Raw genomic sequence first — 18,229 nt, 5'->3', positions numbered from 1 at the left:
TCGATAAGTTCTTAGCCGACCGATATCACACGGTCCGATGGATTGGCAGCGTAGAGCTCGTCGATCAATGCGGTGCGATGCTCGAGCACCGCGCGCTGGTTGATCGAGCCCTTGTCGGTGACCTCGCCCTTGTCGATCGAGAGCGGCGTGTCCATCAGGATCGCGCGTGTGACCCGCGTCGAGGAGCCGGTGGCTTGGGTGAGGAAACGTGTCAGGCGCTCGCGAAAAGCCTCCCGCACAAGGCGGTCGCGCGCGGTGACGGTGAGATCGTCGGCTGGCAGCGTCGGGTTGACCAGGCGGCAGCCGTCGAGATCGAGGACGACGAGTGCGGAGACTTCGTCGCGGTTGATGCCGGCGATGACGACATCGCGCACCAAGGGCGCGCAAGCCGCGGTGAGGCGCGCGCGCAGCGGGCCGACGCTCACCCAGGTGCCGCTCGCAAGCTTGAAATCCTCGCTGACGCGGCCGTCGAAATCGAAGCCGGCGTTGAGATCGTTGAGATCGGCGGGTTTGAGCGCATCGCCCATCTTGTAAAATCCCTCCTCGTCGAAGGACTTTGCGCTGATGTCGGGCTGTCGCCAGTAGCCGGGCATCACGTTCGGCCCCTTGGCGCGGACTTCGAGCTTGCCGTTGTTCGGCACCAGCTTGGCGTCGTTGCCTGATACGGGCAGGCCGACATGGCCGGAGCGGCTGGTGCGAGGATTGACCGACATGAAGAAGGGCGCGGTCTCGGTGGCGCCCAGTCCGGTCAGCATCGGCACGCGATAGCCCTTCTCCTTCACCGCGAGTTCGTCGAGGCTGTTCCAGACGAAAGGCGACAGCGCCGCGCCGGAGAAGAACATCGCGTGCAGCCGGTCGAAGAACTTTGCGCGCAGGCCCTGGTCGTCGCGCAAATAGGGCAGCAGCGATTCATAGCCCTTGGGCACGTTGAAATAGACCGTCGGCGAAATCTCCTGGAGATTGCGCACGGTCTCCTCGATGCCGCCGGGCATCGGCTTGCCGGCATCGAGATACATCGAGCCGCCGTTGTAGAGCGTCAGCCCGATATTGTGGTTGCCGCCGAAGGTGTGGTTCCAGGGCAGCCAGTCGATGATGACGGGAGGCTCGTCCTTGAGGAAGGCGAGCGTCTCGCGCAGCATCACCTGGTTGGCGCAGATCATGCGCTGGGTGTTGATGACGGCCTTGGGATTGCCGGTCGAGCCCGAGGTCAGCAGGAATTTCGCGATCGTGTCGGGGCCGATCTTGCCGTGCACCGCGTCGAGATCGCTGCGAAGGGGTGTCGCCATGAGATCGGCCAGCAGCGTGACGTCGCGGCCTGGCACGCTGCCATAGGACGCCGCGATTTCGGTGCCGTGCGAGACATTGGCCGCGAGCGCGTCCGCGAACTTGTCGGCGTCCTCGGCGAAGACCAAGCCCGGCGTCAGCAGCTTCATCAGGTAGGACAGCTTGCCGTAATCTTTCGACACCAGCGAATAGGCCGGTGACACCGGGCAGAACGGAACGCCGGCATAGAACGCGCCGAAGGCAAGCAAAGCGTGGTCGATCGAATTGCCGGAGAGGATGACGACCGGCCGCTCCGCCGACAGGCCGCGCTGGATCAATGCGGATGCAATGTGCCGGCTCGCGGTCAGAAGTTCAGCATAGGTGATTTTGCGCCAGCCGCGGCCGCCCTCGCGCTCGGCCATGAAGATGCGGTCTGGGGTCGTCGCCGCCCAATGATGCAGGCGGTCGGTGATGCGGACGGGATAGTCGCCAAGCGGCTGCCTCGGCCGCAGATAGATCGTGCCATCGGCGCGACGCTCGATGTCGACGGCGGGATCGCCGAACGAGATCGGTCGCAGCGGAGAATTGCTCGCGCCGCGCTCTGTGCTGGAAGAGGACGGCTGTGCGCTCATGACTTCGGCTTTACCTTGGCGGTCTTGTGCTCGAGAAATTCACGGATCCTGCGTTTTGCCTCCTTGTCGCTCTGCGCGACAGTGGCCATCAGGGACTCCATCAGCAGGCCGGTCTGCGGATTGGCCTCCGCGATCATCGGCAGTGCCTGCAGCACGGCGAAATTCGTCAGCGGCGCGTTGGAGGCGATCTTGGTCGCAAGCTCCAGCGCCTTGGCAAGACCGTTGCCGGCCTCGGTGACATATTGCGCAAAGCCGTAGGACGCGCCTTCGGTGGCGCTATAGACGCGGCCCGTCAGCATCATGTCCATCATGCGGGCGACACCGATCAGCCGCGGCAGCCGCACCGAGCCGCCGCCGCCGACGAAAATGCCGCGCTGCCCCTCCGGCAGGGCAAAATAGGTCGAAGGTTCGGCGACGCGGATATGCGCCGCGCAGGCAAGCTCCAGCCCGCCGCCGATCACGGCGCCCTTCAGCGCGGCGATGACGGGGACGCGGCTATACTGGATACGATCGAACACCCGGTGCCACATCTGCGAATGCAGCAGGCCGCCGGTGGCGTCGTGGTCCTGGAGCTCGGACAGGTCGAGGCCACTGGAGAAATGGTCGCCGATGCCGTGAATGACCACCGCGCCGACATCCTCGGGCAGGGACGAAAAATACTCGCCGATTTCGAGGATGATGCCGTCATTGAGCGCATTGCGCTTGGCGGGGCGGTTCAGACCCACGGTCAGAACCCGGTTCACCCTCTCGATTTGAAGCAGCCCGGAGGCGCCCGCACCAGCGGTCTCGGCGTTTCCCTGTGTCATTTGCGTCCTTGTCAGAATAGTTATGTTGTATAACGAATTCTGCGGGAGTCAATATGGATGGACGGCGTATAATGGCGCCGGCGCCCCCTTGAGCCGCCCGGTGTCGCGCGACGGCCAGGGCGAGGAGCGTGTTGTAAAACGCCGTTCCTGCAAAATTCTCCGTCATTGCTATTGCGAGCGAATCGAAGCAATTCAGATCGTTGCCGCGGGAACAGTCTGGATTGCTGCGTCGCTTCGCTCCTCGCGATGACGACGGGGGACCGCTTCACACCACCTGATGCACGTCGATCACCACGCGATCGGCGTGCCGTGCGGCCGAGCCCACGAAGATGTGCTCCATCAGCCAGCGATATTTCTCGTGCCCCGTCTCGAACTTCGGCACGGTGCGAAAATAGATCAGCTTGGGATCAACAGGCTCGCCGCGCTTGAGCTTTTGCAAGAGTTCGACAGGACCGAAGCGCATGCCCTTGTTCTCGACATAGACGATTGCGCCGTCGTCGGTCTCGAAGGCGTATTTGGCCTCGAGGTCGATCAGCTCGTTGGGGCGGATGGTCTGGAAGTCGGCGCCGAACGGCAGCACCTTGCCTGAGATCGCGCCTTTCACCTCGCCGCCGATGATCGGGATGATGCGGCGGACGCCGATGCCGGTCTCGCCGGCGGTGACAACGTCGCCGATCTTCGCGGTGATGGTGAAGACGTATTTCGTCTCGAGCGTCGGCGCGGTCATCGCATCACCTCTAGTGCGCCATCATCCGCGTCGGCAGCCATGTGGCGAGCAGCGGGAAGGCGATCAGGATCACCAGGCGGACCAGATCCGTTGCCACGAACGGGATGACGCCCTTGAAGATCGTGGAGAAGGAGACGTCCTTCACCACGCTCTTGATGACAAAGACGTTCATGCCGACAGGCGGATGGATCAGGCCGAGCTCGACCGTCATCACGATGATGACGCCGAACCAGATCGGATCGAAGCCGAGATGCGTGATGACGGGGAAGATGATCGGCACGGTCAGGATGATCATCGCCATCGCGTCCATCAGGCAGCCCAGCACGAGATACATCAGCATGATGAGCGCGAGCACGCCGTAGGGGCCGAGACCCAGGCCGGTGAGGAACTCCGTCACCTTCTGCGGCGTCTGCGTCACCGTCAGGAAGTAGCCGAAGATCAGTGCGCCGATCAGAACGGTAAACACCGCGGCGGCCGTGCGCGTCGCCTGGAGCAGAGAGGCCAAAATCTTCTCGCGGTCGAGCCGTCCCGTGACGACGCCGATGATGAACGCGCCGGTGGCGCCGACGCCGCCGGCCTCGGTCGGCGTGAAGCGTGGCAGGAACGGCAGGCCGTAGAGGCCGCCGATCACGAATACGAACAGCAGCACCGGCGCCCAGATGTCCTTGAGGCCGGCAAAGCGCTCGCGCCAGGGCAGCACCTTGCCCTTGGGCAGGAAGTCGGGGCGAAGATAGCCGATCAGGAAGATCGTGATCATGTACATGGTCATCGCCAACAGGCCGGGGATGATGCCGGCGATGAAGAGCTTGCCGATGTCCTGCTCGGTGATGATGCCGTAGACCGCGAGCACGGTGGAGGGCGGCAGCATTGCACCCAGCGTGCCGCCGGCGGCGATCACGCCGGTCGCAAACGACTGCGGATAGCCGAAGCGGCGCATCTCTGGGTATGCGACGGCGGAGAAGGTCGCGGCGGTCGCGACCGACGAGCCGCAGATCGCGGCAAAGCCGCCGCAGGCGCCGACGGTCGCGATGCCGAGGCCGCCGCGCAAGTGTCCGACAAAACCGTTGGCGGCACGGAACAGCTCGCGGCTCATGCCGGAATTGCTGACGAACGAGCCCATCAGCAGAAACATCGGGATGACGCCAAAGGTGTAGTCGGTGACGGTGCGCATCGAGGTCTGGCCGACCAGCTTCAGCGCCGCCGTCCCGTTGACGAGGTAGGCGAAGCCGGACACGCCGACGAGTCCCATAGCCATGCCGACGGGCACGCGCAGCAGCATCAGGACGAACAGGGAAACGAAGCCGATAACGGCGACGGCATCGGTGCTCATGATTACTCCGTCGCCTTCAATTTGGGATCGTGCATGTCTTCGGGATGGAAGATCAATCGGTAGGTGCGGATCGCGATCAGCAGCACAGCCGAGACGTCGCCGATCCAGGCAATCGCGAAGAACGGCCAGGTCGGCATGTGCATGTCGAATGTCAGGACATTGTCGTTGTAGGTGCCGCGCACCTTGTCGAACAGCGTCCAGGTCTGCACGGTCACGACGAACAGCAGCACCAGCGTCGCGAACACGTCGATCCAGCGCTGGTGGCGCGGCCCGACATTGCCCCAGACCAGGTCCACCGTGATGTGCGTGCCGCGATACGAGGTCGCCGCGATGCCCCAAAAGATCAGGATGCCGAGCAGCATGCGGCCGATGTCGAAACTGTCGGGAATCGAATAGTTCAACGTGTTGCGCAAAAGCACCGACAGGAAGATGTCGAGCGCGACGATGCCGACGAACGCGGCGGCGATCCATTCGATCGAATCGATCACGCGGTCCATCCAGGAGCGCTTCATGGGTGGAGGCCCTCGGGTATGCAGGACAACGGCGGCGGGAGGATTCCCGCCGCCGCTTCTGTCGAAGTGAAAACCTATTCCGCCAGCGCGTTGTATTTCTTCAGCGACGCCTTCAGATCCGCGAGCGCCGCGTCGGGATTGATGCCGGCCTTCTTGGCGCCATCACCCCAGGTCTTGACCAGCGGCTCGGCAGCCTTCTTCCAGGCGGCGGTCTGGTCGGACGTCAGCTTGTAGACTTCGTGATCGGACTCCGCCTTCACCTTGTCGATGCCGGCGTCCTCGAACTTGCCCCAGTGCTCGCCGACCACGCCCGCCATCTCGGTCGAGCAGTTTTTGTCGATCGCGGCCTTCTGCTTGTCGGACATCGCATTGTACTTGTCCTTGTTCATGACGAACACGAAGGTCGTGGTGTAGAGCGGTGCATCCATGTCGTACTTGGTCACCTTGTCGATACCGAACAGCACGAGCGAGCCCCAGGGGAAGGTCACAGCATCGGCCACCCCGCGCTCGATGATGTCGCGCACTTCAGGCGCTGAAGATTGCACATTGGTGCCGCCGAGCGAGGTGACGAAGTTCGCCATGGTGGCGTGGGCGGGGCGGATCTTCATGCCCTTCACGTCCTCGGGCATCACGATCTTCTTTGTGCGGGAATGGAACGAGGAGGGCGAGTGGACGAAGGCGAGGCAATATTTGACGTCCTTCATCTCCTTCTCGGCATATTTGCGATACCAGGCGTCCAGCCCCATCGAGCCGCCCTTGGCGTCCGAAATCAGGAACGGCAATTCGCCGGCGCCGATGATCGGGAAGCGGCCGGGCTGGTAGCCGGGATTGACGTAGGTCACGTCGGCGATGCCGTCGCGCGCCATGTCGTAATGATCGAACGCCTTGCCGAGCTGCTGAGCCGGAAACACCTTGCCCGTGATGGTGCCGCCAGAATCCTTATTGACCGCGGCGACCCAGTCTTCCAGGGACTTTTGCAGCGGGTGCGATGCCGGTACCCAATGCGAGACCTTCAGGTCGAAGGTCTTGTCCTGCGCGAACGCAGGCGTCACGCTTGCTGCCAGCAGCAAAGCCAGACAGGCTTTCCTCATCACGTGTCTCTCCCTCTTTGTGACGGCGGGCTTCGATGGCCCGGTCTCGTTAGTTAACATGTTATCTAATTGGCCGGCGCATTCAAGCCGGAACTGGCGCTTCATCTACGTCAGCGATGTTGCACGGATTTGTCGCCGCCCGGGCGACCAGCCTCCCCTTTTGCCCAACCGTTATATGATATAATTATCCCGCGCGGATCGGTGCGACAAGCGAGCCGCGACGAAAGCCTACAGGATCGGGAGGAGCAAGTATTGCGGACAAAAGTCGCAATCATCGGAGCCGGGCCGGCAGGATTGTTGCTTGGGCAACTTCTGCATGAATATGGCATCGACAACGTCATTCTCGAGCGGCAGAGCCCGGACTACGTCCTGGGACGGATCCGCGCCGGCCTGCTGGAGGAGGGAACGGTCGGGCTGCTCGATCAGATCGGCGCGGGCGCACGGGCGCATGCGGAAGGCCTGGTACATGAAGGCATCGAACTCGCCTTTGCCGGCCGCCGTCACCGCATCGACATGAAGGGCGCGACCGGCAAGACGGTCATGATCTACGGGCAGACCGAGGTCACGCTCGACCTGATGAATGCGCGGAAAGCTGCCGGCCTCTCCACCGTCTACCAAGCCAAGGACGTGCAGCCGCATGACTTCGATGGCAGTCACCCGCGCGTAACCTGGGTCAAGGACGGCGTCACTCAGACGCTCGATTGCGATTTTATTGCCGGCTGCGACGGCTTTCACGGCGTCAGCCGGGCCAGCGTCCCGGCCTCGGCGATCGAGGAGTTCGAGAGGGTCTATCCGTTCGGCTGGCTCGGCATCTTGTCCGAAACGCCGCCGGTCAGCCATGAGCTGATCTATTCCAACCATGCTCGCGGCTTTGCGCTCTGCACCATGCGCTCGATGAAGCGCAGCCGGCACTACGTGCAGTGCTCACTCGACGACCATGTCGATCAATGGCCGGACGATCGCTTCTGGGACGAGCTGAAGCGCCGGCTCGACCAGGAGGCCGCCGACAATCTCGTCACCGGTCCATCGATCGAGAAGAGCATTGCGCCCTTGCGCAGCTTCGTCGCCGAGCCGATGCGTTTCGGCAAGCTGTTCCTGTGTGGCGACGCCGCCCACATCGTGCCGCCGACCGGCGCCAAGGGTCTGAACCTTGCCGCCAGCGATGCGCATTATCTCTCGAGCGCGCTCCGCGAGTTCTACGACGAAAAATCGAACGCGGGCATCGATGATTACTCGGCCAGGGCGCTCGCGCGCGTCTGGAAGGCCGTGCGCTTCTCCTGGTGGATGACCTCGATGCTGCACAAATTCCCCGACAACGGCAGCATCGGTGCACGCATCCAGGTCGCCGAGCTCGACTATGTCACGCAATCGCAGGCCGCGATGACGTCGCTGTCGGAGAATTACGTGGGGTTGCCGTTCTGAGGGACGGCGCCGCCTCTTCGTCATTGCTGTGACGATGTTGTGCCGTTTCAAACATCCGCGCAAATCCCGTTTAAAACTTTGTCATTGATGCGTCCGTCACGTCCATCGCGTTCAATGCTGGCAATCAGCAACGCGAGGCCCACATGACCGACACCGACTTCCCCGAAGGCTTCGAGCCGCTCTCTCGCAAGAGCCCGCTCACCGAACCCTGGGAGCCGCTCTACGCGAGAAAACCGATCGCGCCGTCATCATCGGCCTCCGTCTGGCACGGCCGCACACCAACGGCCGTGGCCTGATCCATGGCGGCCTCATCACCGCACTCGCCGACAATGCCATGGGCTACAGTTGCGCGCAGGCGACGGGTTGGACCATTTCGTTCGTGACGGTATCGCTTTCGATCGACTTCGTCGGCTCTGCCGAGATCGGCCAATGGTGTTCGATCGAGAGCGACGTGATCAAGACCGGCAAGACGATCTGTTTCGCGCAGAGCCTGATCAAGGCCGATGGCGTCGTGATCGCGCGGGCCAGCGGCACGTTCCGCGTGGTGCCGAAATCTAGCCAAACCTCCACTGCGTCGTCTCCACCACGAGATCAATGAACGCGCGCACCTTGGCCGAGAGCAGGCGCGAGGTCGGATAGACGATGTGGATCGGCAGCGCCGGCTGCTCGTATGTCTCCAGCAGGATCTTCAGCCGCCCGCGCTGCAGGCCGTCTGCGGCCTGATAGGCCAGCACACGCGTGATGCCGCCATCGGCCTCGGCATATTGCAGGGCGGCGTCGGCGCTATTGCTGGTGAATCGCGGAGCTGGCATCACCTCGATGTCACGGCCGTCCTGCGCGAAGCGCCACGCCGTTGCCGGACCAAACAGGATGGTCTGATGCTCGCGCAGCGCCTCAGGTGTCTTCGGCTCGCCATGGCGCTTCAGATAGCCCGGCGTGGCCACCGTGATCCGCCGCATCTCCCCGACCTGGCGCGCGACCAGCGAGGAGTCGGCGAGATGACCGATCCGCACCGCGGCATCGACGGCGTCCTCCACCAGGTTGACGAGATTGTCCGACAGCCTGAGTTCGCAAGCGACTTCCGGATAACGCGTGAGATAGTCGGTCATGACAGGGCCGACATGGAGCCGGCCGAAGCCGACGGGGGCCGATACCACCAGACGCCCGCTCGGCCGGTTGCGCTCCTCGCGCGCCGAGCCGTCGGCTTCCTCGACATCGGCGAGGATCCGCCGGGCGCGTTCCAGATAGCGCGTGCCGACGTCGGTCAATCTCACCTGCCGTGTGGTCCGTTGCAGCAACCGCGCGCCGAGATGCTCCTCCAGCGCCGCGATCAGCCGGGTCACCGCCGAGGGCGACAGCCGAAGTTTCCGCGCTGCCGGCGCAAAGCCGTGCAGGTCGGCGACTGTGACGAAGACGTGCATGGCTTCCAGACGATCCATGGAATTATTCCATATATCGCAATGATGAAGTGTCAAGTTGGCTAATTGTTCTGATCGTCGGAATGTCTATGTTGACCGATGAAAAGCAATTCGCCGGAATTTTCAGGAGATGTTCCGATGGCCGCAGTTCAGACCTATGCCAGCGATGTGGCCTTCACCCCCGCGGTGAAGGCGATCCAGGCGCGCAAGGGGTCGCGCGAGGCCTATGGCCGCGTCGAGCAGCGAGGCTGGCGCACCGAGGTCGACGAGAATCTCGAAGCCTTCCTCGCCGATGCCAACAGTTTCTATTTCGCCACCGCCTCGGCCACAGGCCAGCCTTACATTCAGCATCGCGGCGGGCCGAAAGGGTTTCTGAAGGTGCTCGACAAACAGACACTCGCTTTCGCCGACTATGCCGGCAACCAGCAATATCTGACCCAAGGCAATCTCTCGGAGAATCCCAAGGCCTACATCTTCGTGATGGACTACGCCCATCGCCGCCGGGTGAAGATCTGGGGCGAGGCGCGGGTGGTCGAGGATGACGATGCGCTGACGGATGCGCTGATGCCGAAGGGCTATCGCGCCCGGCCCGAGCAGGTGATCTTGTTCAGGATCGCCGCCTGGGATACCAACTGCCCGCAGCACATTCCGCAGAAATTCGACGCCCCGGATGTGGCGACGGCGTTGGCGGCAAAAGACCAGCGGATTGCGGAGCTCGAAGCGCAAGTTGCGGCGCTGAAAGGGCAGGCGACGGAGGGTTAATCGTCCACGTCGTCCTGGGTGCGGCCGAACAGGTGCACGATGCCTGGCGTGGCGATCGTCACGAACACGAAACGCGAGAGGTGATGGGCGCCGACGAAGATCGGGTCGATGTGCAGCGTCAGCGCCAGCGCCAGCATCGCATCCATCGCGCCGGGCGCAAACGCGACGACGACGTCGGAGAACTTCACCTGGGTGGTAAGTGCGACGATGCCGACAAAGATCGCTGAGACGGCGATGGCCACTGCAAACGAGCCAAGCGCGGCGTTGATGTGGCCCGCCAGCGTCTTGATGCGCATCCGGGCGAAGCGACTGCCGATCAGTGCGCCGATGCCGACCAGTGCCACGCCGCGCACCCAGTTCGGCAGGCCGCCCTCGACCCAGCCGGCGCCGTGCAGCAGGCTGGAGGCGATCATCGCGCCGAACATCCAGCTCGCCGGAAACTTGATCAGTCGCAGCACCAGCGATGCCGCCAGCGAGGCGAAGATCAGCTCAACAAGATCGAGCGGCGAGGCGGTCGTCGTCGTCAGTGACGGCGCGACGGAGGGTGCGACGCCGGCGACCGCCAGCACCATCGGCAGCGCCGCGGTCAGGATGATGACGCGCATTGTCTGCACGACCGCGATTCCAGGCAGGTCGGCGCCGCGTTCGACCGCCAGGATGGTGATCTGCGAGAGGGCGCCAGGGCTGCCGGCGAGAAAGGCCGAGGTGCGGTCCCAGCCATGGACGCGCTGGAGGTAATAGCTCGAGCCGAAGGTCGAGCAGAAGGTGGCGAGCGCCAATAGCCCGATGGTCAGCGGATACGCGCTGACCTGCTGGATCAGATGGCGCGACACGACCGAGCCCAGCGAAATGCCGAGCAGCACCAACACGGTCTGGGTCAGGATCGGAGGGACGGCAAGCTGCCGTCCGGCGATCGCGGCGATCCCGACCGCGATCATCGAGCCCGAGATCAGCCCGCCCGGGAGTCCCGCAACCAGGAAGATCAGGCCGCCGCCGGCGCCGATGACGAGCGTCTCCGCGGTGCCCAAAACCTTGGCACGGCTTGGCCATTCGAACGGTAGGGAGGCGGTGATTTGCTTCACGCCGCCTTATCGCAAATCGGCGAGAGGCGCACAATTGCGGGCTCGTCATGCCGAAATGCGCGCGCCTCCCGCCAAACGCGAGGAAGGGATTGTGACGGATTTACTTCTTGTCGGCGGCGGCTGGAGCAGGGGCAGCGCCGGCCTTCGCGGTCTTGATGCACTCGGAGCGGAATTTCTTGCGCTCCTTGCCATGCAGGCCCTTGGCATCCGCCTGCTTGGAGCATTCGAGCGACTCGGCCGAGCGCTCCTTCGGCGCCTTCTTGTCGGTGGTCGTGGTGGCATCGGTCTTGGCGGCCGGCGCCGCGGTCTGGGCGAAGGCGGCACCGGTGGCGAACAGGGAAGCAATGGCGACGACGGCGAGGCGGGAGGCGAGGGTCATGTTGCTGCACTCTTCTTGCGAGAATTGCGAAGGGCGCGAACGTCGGCCCGGGTTGCTGAACGCGACATGAATAATCTGAACAAGGCGATCACTATATTTTGGCCCTGAACGCCATCACTTCCTTGTCGGACGTCCGTGGCACGCTAGGATAGCAATCCTCGTTTGCTTCCCTGAGGGAGACCAAGGATGACCATTCGATCGAAATTGTTGTGTGCAGTTGCGGTGTCGGGTTTTGCCGCGCTGATGGTGAGTGCGCCGGCGCAGGCGCTGACTTCGCAGGAGTGCAGCGCGAAATACCAGGCGGCCAAGAAGGACGGCTCGCTCGGTACCATGAAGTGGAATGACTTCCGGAAGGCCCAGTGCGGCGCCGACGCAACGCCCGCCGCTACGCCGACCGCCGCTGCCCCGACTGCGCCCCCGCCCGCTGCCGAGCCCAAGCAGGCCAAGAAGGAGGCGACCCCCACTGCCGCTCCGGCGATGCCGGCCGGCCCCGCGATCTTCCCGAACGCGGTCGATCCGAAATACGCGAAGGAGACCGCCGGCAAGGCCCGCCTCCATACCTGCGTCGACCAGTACAACGCCAACAAGACCACCAACGGCAATGGCGGCATGAAGTGGATCGAGAAGGGTGGCGGCTATTACAGCGAATGCAACAAGAAGCTGAAGGGCGCCGCCTGACGCTTCGAGACGACGCAGAGGCCGGAGCCAAGCCCCGGCCTCTTCTCTTAGTCGAGCAGTTTCTCGGCCGATTTCGCCACGAGTTGTGACCGCTTGCGCGGGCCGCGCTCGACGAACAGCAGGCTCTGACCGAAGATGAAGCAGTAGAACAAGAAGGCCTGTGCCTCTGCCTCCTCGGCCTCGAGGCCGATCGCGCGATAGAGTTCGGTGACGTGCTTGAGCCGCGCCGCATCCACGCTTGCCACTGCCGCCGCCGCGCTCTCGTCGGAGCGGGCCCATTGCCGGATTGCGAGCTCGATCGCCATGCCGTCCGGATTCAGCCGCTCGGAATAGAGCTGGATCACTGCCCTGAGCCGCTCGCGCGGCTCTTGCCCGTCGAGGCTGGTCTGCTGTGCGATCGATGCCGAGCGTCCTTCGCGCCAGTGCACCAGCATGGCCTCGAGCAGCGCGGACCGGTCGGCGAAGCGGCGGTAGAAGCCGCCCTTGGTGACGCCCAGATTCTTGGCAAGCACCTCGACCCGCACCCCCTCGACACCCGCGCGGGCAAGCTCCTTGAACCCTGCCTCGACCCAGACGTCGCCCTTGCCGTCGTTCATGAAGGAAGCCTCACCGGTTCTTGATACGGTGCCGTATTGCTAACGCGCCCGATACCCGATACGCTACCGTATCAAGACCAGAACACCGAAAAGGGCGGGGAATGGCGATGGAGCAAGAGGCCACCTATCGCGGTACGGTCTATCCGTGGCAATGCGATCACGTCGGCCACATGAACATCATGTGGTATGTCGGCAAGTTCGACGAGGCCAATTGGAATCTGTTCGCCCGGCTCGGGCTGACGCCGAGCTATCTGCGCTCCTCCGGCCGCGGCATGGCCGCCGTACAGCAGAACATCACCTACAAGCGCGAACTGCTGGCCGGTGACATCATCGAGTTCCGCAGCCACCTGCTCGAGTTTCGCGACAAGTCGGTCCGTTTTCGGCACGACATGACCAATGCCGAGACCGGCGAGATGGCCGCATTCTGCGAGATCACCGGCGTGCACATGGACCGCAGCTTGCGCAAATCTGTCCCATTCGCTGAGGCCGTCCGCGGGATCGCGCTGAAATATCTTTCCGAGCCGGTCGAGGCCTGAGTCATGGCTGCGTTTGAGCCGAATAATCCCGGCTATCGTGCCGCCGCCATCGCCATGTTCGAGGGACAGCCGGCGATGCGCACGCTGGGCGTCGTGATCGTGCGGCTCGCGCCTGGTGAGGCCGAACTCGCCATGCTGCATTCGTCCGCCTTCACGCAGCAGAACGGCTTTGTTCATGCCGGCATCATCACCGCGGGGCTCGATAATGCCTGCGGCGTTGCCGCCTTCACGCTGATGCAGTCAGGGGCCGATATCCTCACGGTCGAATTCAAGACCACGCTGCTCGCCCCGGCCCGCGGCGAACGCTTCGTCTTCAAGGCCGAGGTGGTCAAGCCGGGCCGTACGCTCACCTTCTGCGAAGCCAGGGCGTTTGCCGAGCATGAGGGCACGACCACGCTGATCGCCACCATGACCGGGACGCTGATGGCGATGCTGCCTCGGATTGCGGCTTCGCACGAACCGCGCGCGTCCCGCGGCTAGCGCCAATTGACAAGCCCTGCGGCGCATTCCTTGATGCGTCATGCTTGCAAGTCTCAGCCTCATCCTGCTTTGCCAATTGATCGGCGAGGCCGCGGTCCGCGGCCTCGGCCTGCCGCTGCCGGGGCCTGTGCTCGGCCTGCTCCTGCTTCTGATCTTGCTGCTTGCCCGCGACCGCCTCTCTATTCTCGCGCACGGACCGCTGCGCAACGACGGCGTCGAGACCGCAAGCAAGGGCCTGCTGGCTCATCTGTCGCTTTTGTTCGTGCCGGCCGGGGTGGGCGTCGTTCAGAAGCTCGATCTGCTCGCCTCTCACGGCATCGCCATCGTCCTGGTGCTTGCGCTCTCGGTGATCGTCACTTTGCTGGCGACCGTTCTGACCTTTCGCCTGGTCAGCCGCCTGTTGAAGCAACAGGACGCGCAATGAAGGACAATCCGTTCTCGCTCTGGGTCTATCTCTCGCAATCGCCGCTGCTCTGGCTGACGGTGACGTTGGTGGTCTATGCGACCACCGACGCGATATCGCTTGCGACGCGGCGGCATCCGTTCGCCAATCCCGTGCTGCATGCGATGTGGATCATTGGTGCGTTCCTGCTCGTTACAGGCACCTCCTACACCACCTATTTTGCCGGTGCGCAGTTCGTGCATTTTCTGCTCGGGCCCGCCACCGTTGCGCTCGCCGTGCCGCTCTATGAGAACCGCAAGCGCGTGGTGAGTTCCATCGTGCCAATGCTGGCGGCGTTGGTCGCGGGCTCGGTGACGGCCGTGGTGTCGGTCGTGCTGCTCGCAGAGTTCGTCGGCCTGCCGCGTGACGTGGTGCTCTCGCTTGCACCCAAATCAGTCACGGCCGGCGTGGCCATGGGCATCGCCGAATCCCTCCATGCCGATCCTTCGCTGGCGGCGGTTGCAGTCATCCTCACAGGCATCATGGGCGCAATCATCGTCACACCGCTGATGAACCGCACCGGGGTCACGGACTTCCGTGCTCGCGGCTTTGCCGCGGGCCTGGCCGCGCACGGCATCGGCACCGCCCGCGCGTTCCAGGTCGATGAGGTTGCCGGCGTCTTCTCCGGCATCGCCATGAGTCTCAATGCTCTGGTCACGTCGTTTCTGGTCCCGCTGGTGGTGACATTGCTGGTGCGGTGACATCGCCCCCGCGACACTCTATATGGTCTGTAACAATTCCCGGTTCCGAGCCGTACTTGCGGCGATGGGACCGAAACGGGACGAGATATGGCTGGATCTGGAAACAAGGGCTTTGGGCCGACGCGCCGTGCCGCGCTGACGTTGATCGGGGCGGGCGCCTTCGCGGCTGGCGGCATGTCGTTGGCGCGCACAGCTACCAATGATGGCGAGGTGCTGACTGAAGCCAAGGTGCTGCGCGATCCCGACGTTCCCGTCGCCGGCAATCCCGATGGCAACGTCAGCATCATCGAATGGTCCGACTACAATTGTCCCTATTGCCGCAAGCTCGAGCCTGAGCTGCGTCAGGTCGTCCAGGACGACGGCAAGGTCAGGCTGGTGTTGAAGGACTGGCCGATCCTCGGGCCGGTCTCGGTGACGGCTGCCCGGATCGCGCTCGCCACCAAATATCAGAACAAGTACCATCAAGCCCATGACGCCATGATGGGCGTCAGCTCGCGCCTGACCGAGTCGCGCATCAACGAACTGCTCGCCTCCGTCGGCGTCGACATGGACCGCGTCAAGGGTGACCTCACGGCGCACGGCAAGGACATCGACGCGATCCTCAAGCGCAACAACGATCAGGCCGAAGCCTTCGGCTTCCGCGGCACGCCGTCGTTCATCGTCGGCAAGTACCGCGTGCCGGGTGTGCTCAGCATGACCGAGTTCGAGCAGGTCATCGCCGACGCCCGCAAGGCCAAGATGAACTGATCCATCGCTGCATTGATCGCAGCCAAGACAAAGGCGCCGCCGCGGAATCGCGACGGCGCCTTGTTCATGTCCGGTCGATCGAGGTTACTTTGAGGAGATGCGGACCCAGTCCTTGTGCGCACGGTCGCGCAGCAGGTCCCAGTCGGCCTTCGCGACGTCCCAGTTCACGATGGTGCGATTGGTGGTCGCAACCTCGCCGTTGGCGACGGACGACGTCTGCATGGAGTCATAGACATAGACGCCGCAAGCAAGCAGCAGCGCGCCCAGGATCATTCCGAAAAAAGTCTGCATGGCGAACCCTCCGGTGTGTCGGGCGGATAACGTCGGCCCAGAGTGATGGTTCCGCGCCAGTGCGGCGCAGGTGAGGACGCCTCGTTCACGCCCCGTTCAGCCATTGCAGAAGCTCCGCGTTGATCTCGCGCGGATAGGTGTGACTGAGGTCGTCAATCTCGCGGTAGGTGACGTCGGCGCCAGCGGCCGCGAGCGCTCCCTGCGTTTGGCGCGCGGTCTGTACCGGAAACATCCAGTCGAGCTTGCCGTGGGTGATGAAGACGGGCAGGCCCCGAAGCCGCGTGACGTCGGCCATCTCCGCCATCAGCGGATGGAAGGTTGCCGATACCGGCGCGAGATGGGTGAAGGGCGAGGCGCCATCGAGCCCGCTCACGTAGCAGAAAGTGCCGCCATCGCTCATGCCGGTCAGCAGCATGTGCGAAGCATCGATCGTCCAGCGGCCGCGTACGCTTTCGAGGATGAGCGCAAGATTGGGCGTGTCGGTGTCGTCGCCCATCAGCGCCCAGGTCTGCCCGGTCGCGGTCGGCGTCACCAGGATCGCGCCCAGGCTGCGGACGTCGCGTAGCCAGCTCCACAGAAAGCCGCGGCCGTTGCCGCTGCCGCCGTGCAACGCCATCACCAGCGGCCAGCTGCGATCGGGCGTATAATATTCGGGTACATAGACCGAGAAGCCGCCGCGGCTGCCGGGCTCGTTGTGATCGTGGAAGATGCCGGTGGGCTCGCTCGCACCGCCCCCGAGCCGCGAGAGCAGCTCTTCGTTCTCGCGATGAGCTGCAGTGAGGAAGAAATTGCTCACGGGCGGGAATTGCGCCGACAGTGGATAAAGCGCCTCCTGCGCACGCGGCAGATGGCGGAGCGCGCGGAATACCGCGAGGAGATCGCCATTGCCGCGCTCGACGTCGCGGATGCCGGCAAAGGCGGCGAGCGTCTCGTTGCAGGCGCGATCGAGCCGCTCGCGAAGCCCGGCGAATTGCTCCGGCCACGCGCCGACGGCCTCATGCGCCGATCGTAGCGCATCATCCGGCGCGCCGATCGCGTTCATCACCGAGCCGAAGGCCGGCGGATGCAGATGCCGGGCGAAGTAGCCGAGTGCTTCCAGCGCATTGAGCAGCGGCGGCAGCACGGCCACGATGTCGTCGACGACGGCCTCGGTCATTACCGCTTCCTTTGGGTGGCTCAGTGCAGCTTCGGCGCTTTCAGCAGCTTGAAGCGGTCGGTCGACGTCACCGTGACGTCGAAGGTGACGCCTTCATGATGCGCAGTGCCCTGATGGTGCACGGTGAGGGGCACGTCGACGCCGGCGGGGCCGAGCCCCCACATCTTCTTGTAGAACGCCGTCTGGCTCGTGACCTTCTCGCCGTCCACGGCAAGAATGACGTCGCCGGTCTTGAGCTCGGCGCGCGCGGCGGGACCGTTGGCGGAGATCCCGATCACCACCACGCGGTTGTCGATCTCGGTCGAATAGAGCCCGAGCCACGGCCGCGCCGGCTTGTTGACGCGGCCGAACTTCCGGAGATCGTCGAGAATCGGTTTCAGCAGGTCGATCGGCACGACCATGTTGACGTGCTCGGCGTTGCCGTCGCGTTCACGCTCGAGTTGAAGCGAGCCGATGCCGATCAACTCGCCGCGCTCGTTGATCAGCCCCGTGCCGCCCCAATTCGGATGAGCCGGATAGGTGAACAAGGCCTCGTCGAGCAGGTACTCCCAATAGCCGGCGAATTCCTGCTTGGCGACGATCTGGCTCGCGACCGATCGCGTCCGCCCACCCGCGCCGCCGACCACGACGCGGTCGCCGAGCCTGACATTCGCCGACGAGCCGAGCGGCAGCGGCTCGATATCGAGCCGGCCGAGCGCCTGCACCAGGCCGAAGCCGGTGACGGCATCGAAGCCGAGCACATGTCCCTCGACGACGTGCCCGTCGCCGCGATGAAGCCACACGGATTCCGCCTCGGTGACGAGATAGCCGATGGTGAGCACCAGCCCGTCATCGATCACGACGCCGTTGCCGGCGCGTTCGGTACCGAGCGTTTCCGCGCTGAAGGCGTCCGACGGGATGATGGCGTGCAGGCCGACGATGGACGCGAGCGCACGGTCGAGGTCGAAGCCGGGGTACTCGCTCGCACGCGGCTGATTGGCCGGCGGCACTCTCCATTCGGTCAGAACGGTCATGGAGTTCTCCTGGCTGACAGCTTCGCTCCGCCTTGGCTGCGGAACAACAACGCGCGAAGCAAGCATAATTTAGGCCGGAGAAGGTCGTCTTGAAAGACTTGACCTCAACTATTCGGATGTCGCGCCGCCGATTTCCGAAGATCACAGGCATCGTTCACCGAAATT

The 18,229-nt window shown here is 63.9% G+C and carries 21 protein-coding genes and 1 pseudogene; 9 read left to right on the top strand and 13 right to left on the bottom strand.

Features of this window, described 5'->3' with window-relative positions; all coding sequences use genetic code 11:
* Window positions 1–11: 11 nt before the first annotated feature.
* From XH90_RS31915 to XH90_RS31890, 6 genes are all read right to left on the bottom strand, one after another.
* A complete protein-coding gene (locus XH90_RS31915) occupies window positions 12–1,895 on the bottom strand; it encodes a feruloyl-CoA synthase (protein ID WP_194478194.1) in 1,884 nt (627 codons plus the stop codon).
* Window positions 1,892–2,701, bottom strand: coding sequence for a crotonase/enoyl-CoA hydratase family protein (locus XH90_RS31910; protein ID WP_194478193.1), 810 nt, complete (start codon window positions 2,699–2,701; stop codon window positions 1,892–1,894). The genes XH90_RS31915 and XH90_RS31910 overlap by 4 nt, the downstream gene beginning before the upstream one ends.
* A gap of 265 nt (window positions 2,702–2,966) precedes the next feature.
* Window positions 2,967–3,428, bottom strand: a complete 462-nt coding sequence (locus XH90_RS31905; protein WP_194478192.1) for a DUF3237 domain-containing protein — start codon at window positions 3,426–3,428, stop codon at window positions 2,967–2,969.
* Window positions 3,429–3,438: 10 nt separating this feature from the next.
* Entirely contained in the window at window positions 3,439–4,758 is a 1,320-nt protein-coding gene (locus XH90_RS31900; protein WP_194478191.1) for a TRAP transporter large permease, read from the bottom strand.
* A gap of 2 nt (window positions 4,759–4,760) precedes the next feature.
* Entirely contained in the window at window positions 4,761–5,270 is a 510-nt protein-coding gene (locus XH90_RS31895; RefSeq protein WP_194478190.1) for a TRAP transporter small permease, read from the bottom strand.
* 74 nt (window positions 5,271–5,344) lie between these two features.
* On the bottom strand, window positions 5,345–6,361 hold the full coding sequence (locus XH90_RS31890; protein ID WP_194478189.1) for a TRAP transporter substrate-binding protein: 1,017 nt from the start codon (window positions 6,359–6,361) through the stop codon (window positions 5,345–5,347).
* Between the two features lie 252 nt (window positions 6,362–6,613).
* Here XH90_RS31890 and pobA point away from each other — a divergent pair, with 252 nt between their 5' ends.
* Together pobA and XH90_RS31880 are read left to right on the top strand one after the other, a co-directional pair.
* A complete protein-coding gene (gene pobA, locus XH90_RS31885) occupies window positions 6,614–7,783 on the top strand; it encodes a 4-hydroxybenzoate 3-monooxygenase (RefSeq protein ID WP_194478188.1) in 1,170 nt (389 codons plus the stop codon).
* Between the two features lie 143 nt (window positions 7,784–7,926).
* Window positions 7,927–8,381 (top strand): annotated as a pseudogene (locus XH90_RS31880) (PaaI family thioesterase).
* Here the strand turns inward: XH90_RS31880 and XH90_RS31875 are convergent.
* Entirely contained in the window at window positions 8,338–9,222 is an 885-nt protein-coding gene (locus tag XH90_RS31875; RefSeq protein ID WP_194478187.1) for a LysR family transcriptional regulator, read from the bottom strand. The pseudogene XH90_RS31880 and the gene XH90_RS31875 overlap by 44 nt on opposite strands.
* 117 nt (window positions 9,223–9,339) lie before the next feature.
* On the opposite strand from XH90_RS31875, the gene XH90_RS31870 reads away from it, so the two are divergent.
* Complete coding sequence (locus XH90_RS31870) at window positions 9,340–9,963, top strand: pyridoxamine 5'-phosphate oxidase family protein (protein WP_194478186.1); 624 nt, start codon at window positions 9,340–9,342, stop codon at window positions 9,961–9,963.
* On the opposite strand, the gene XH90_RS31865 is transcribed toward XH90_RS31870, so the two are convergent.
* Both XH90_RS31865 and XH90_RS31860 read right to left on the bottom strand, forming a co-directional pair.
* On the bottom strand, window positions 9,960–11,045 hold the full coding sequence (locus XH90_RS31865; protein ID WP_194478185.1) for an AbrB family transcriptional regulator: 1,086 nt from the start codon (window positions 11,043–11,045) through the stop codon (window positions 9,960–9,962). The two genes, XH90_RS31870 and XH90_RS31865, sit on opposite strands and share 4 nt — an antisense overlap.
* Window positions 11,046–11,145: 100 nt before the next feature.
* Complete coding sequence (locus tag XH90_RS31860) at window positions 11,146–11,424, bottom strand: PsiF family protein (RefSeq protein ID WP_194478184.1); 279 nt, start codon at window positions 11,422–11,424, stop codon at window positions 11,146–11,148.
* A 186-nt stretch (window positions 11,425–11,610) separates the two neighbouring features.
* On the opposite strand from XH90_RS31860, the gene XH90_RS31855 reads away from it, so the two are divergent.
* Window positions 11,611–12,102: a hypothetical protein gene (locus XH90_RS31855; RefSeq protein WP_194478183.1), complete on the top strand. Its 492-nt coding sequence runs from the start codon at window positions 11,611–11,613 to the stop codon at window positions 12,100–12,102.
* A 47-nt stretch (window positions 12,103–12,149) separates the two neighbouring features.
* On the opposite strand, the gene XH90_RS31850 is transcribed toward XH90_RS31855, so the two are convergent.
* A complete protein-coding gene (locus tag XH90_RS31850; RefSeq protein WP_194478182.1) occupies window positions 12,150–12,698 on the bottom strand; it encodes a TetR/AcrR family transcriptional regulator in 549 nt (182 codons plus the stop codon).
* A gap of 107 nt (window positions 12,699–12,805) precedes the next feature.
* Between XH90_RS31850 and XH90_RS31845 the strand changes: the two genes are divergently transcribed.
* The 5 genes from XH90_RS31845 (at window position 12,806) to XH90_RS31825 (ending at window position 15,604) form a co-directional block, all read left to right on the top strand.
* Window positions 12,806–13,234 (top strand): thioesterase family protein, encoded by a 429-nt coding sequence (locus XH90_RS31845; RefSeq protein WP_194482879.1) that lies wholly within the window; start codon window positions 12,806–12,808, stop codon window positions 13,232–13,234.
* A gap of 3 nt (window positions 13,235–13,237) precedes the next feature.
* The gene (locus XH90_RS31840) at window positions 13,238–13,714 is read left to right on the top strand and encodes a PaaI family thioesterase (RefSeq protein WP_194478181.1); all 477 of its coding nucleotides are present in this window, start codon (window positions 13,238–13,240) and stop codon (window positions 13,712–13,714) included.
* Window positions 13,715–13,754: 40 nt separating this feature from the next.
* Window positions 13,755–14,138 (top strand): CidA/LrgA family protein, encoded by a 384-nt coding sequence (locus XH90_RS31835; RefSeq protein WP_194478180.1) that lies wholly within the window; start codon window positions 13,755–13,757, stop codon window positions 14,136–14,138.
* Complete coding sequence (locus XH90_RS31830; RefSeq protein ID WP_194478179.1) at window positions 14,135–14,857, top strand: LrgB family protein; 723 nt, start codon at window positions 14,135–14,137, stop codon at window positions 14,855–14,857. Before XH90_RS31835 ends, XH90_RS31830 begins: the two co-directional genes overlap by 4 nt.
* Before the next feature lie 87 nt (window positions 14,858–14,944).
* Window positions 14,945–15,604 carry a DsbA family protein gene (locus XH90_RS31825; protein ID WP_194478178.1) on the top strand — a complete coding sequence of 220 codons (660 nt, stop codon included), beginning with the start codon at window positions 14,945–14,947 and terminating at the stop codon, window positions 15,602–15,604.
* Window positions 15,605–15,688: 84 nt separating this feature from the next.
* On the opposite strand, the gene XH90_RS31820 is transcribed toward XH90_RS31825, so the two are convergent.
* The 3 genes from XH90_RS31820 to XH90_RS31810 form a co-directional block, all read right to left on the bottom strand.
* Entirely contained in the window at window positions 15,689–15,895 is a 207-nt protein-coding gene (locus XH90_RS31820; RefSeq protein WP_194478177.1) for a hypothetical protein, read from the bottom strand.
* Window positions 15,896–15,980: 85 nt separating this feature from the next.
* Window positions 15,981–17,051 carry a phospholipase gene (locus tag XH90_RS31815; protein ID WP_194478176.1) on the bottom strand — a complete coding sequence of 357 codons (1,071 nt, stop codon included), beginning with the start codon at window positions 17,049–17,051 and terminating at the stop codon, window positions 15,981–15,983.
* A 20-nt stretch (window positions 17,052–17,071) separates the two neighbouring features.
* Window positions 17,072–18,064: a S1C family serine protease gene (locus XH90_RS31810; RefSeq protein ID WP_194478175.1), complete on the bottom strand. Its 993-nt coding sequence runs from the start codon at window positions 18,062–18,064 to the stop codon at window positions 17,072–17,074.
* Between the last annotated feature and the right edge of the window lie 165 nt (window positions 18,065–18,229).

Source organism: Bradyrhizobium sp. CCBAU 53338 (assembly GCF_015291665.1).
GTDB lineage: Bacteria > Pseudomonadota > Alphaproteobacteria > Rhizobiales > Xanthobacteraceae > Bradyrhizobium.
The sequence above is the reverse complement of the archived record's forward strand: the minus strand, read 5'-3'. Positions and strand labels throughout refer to the sequence as shown.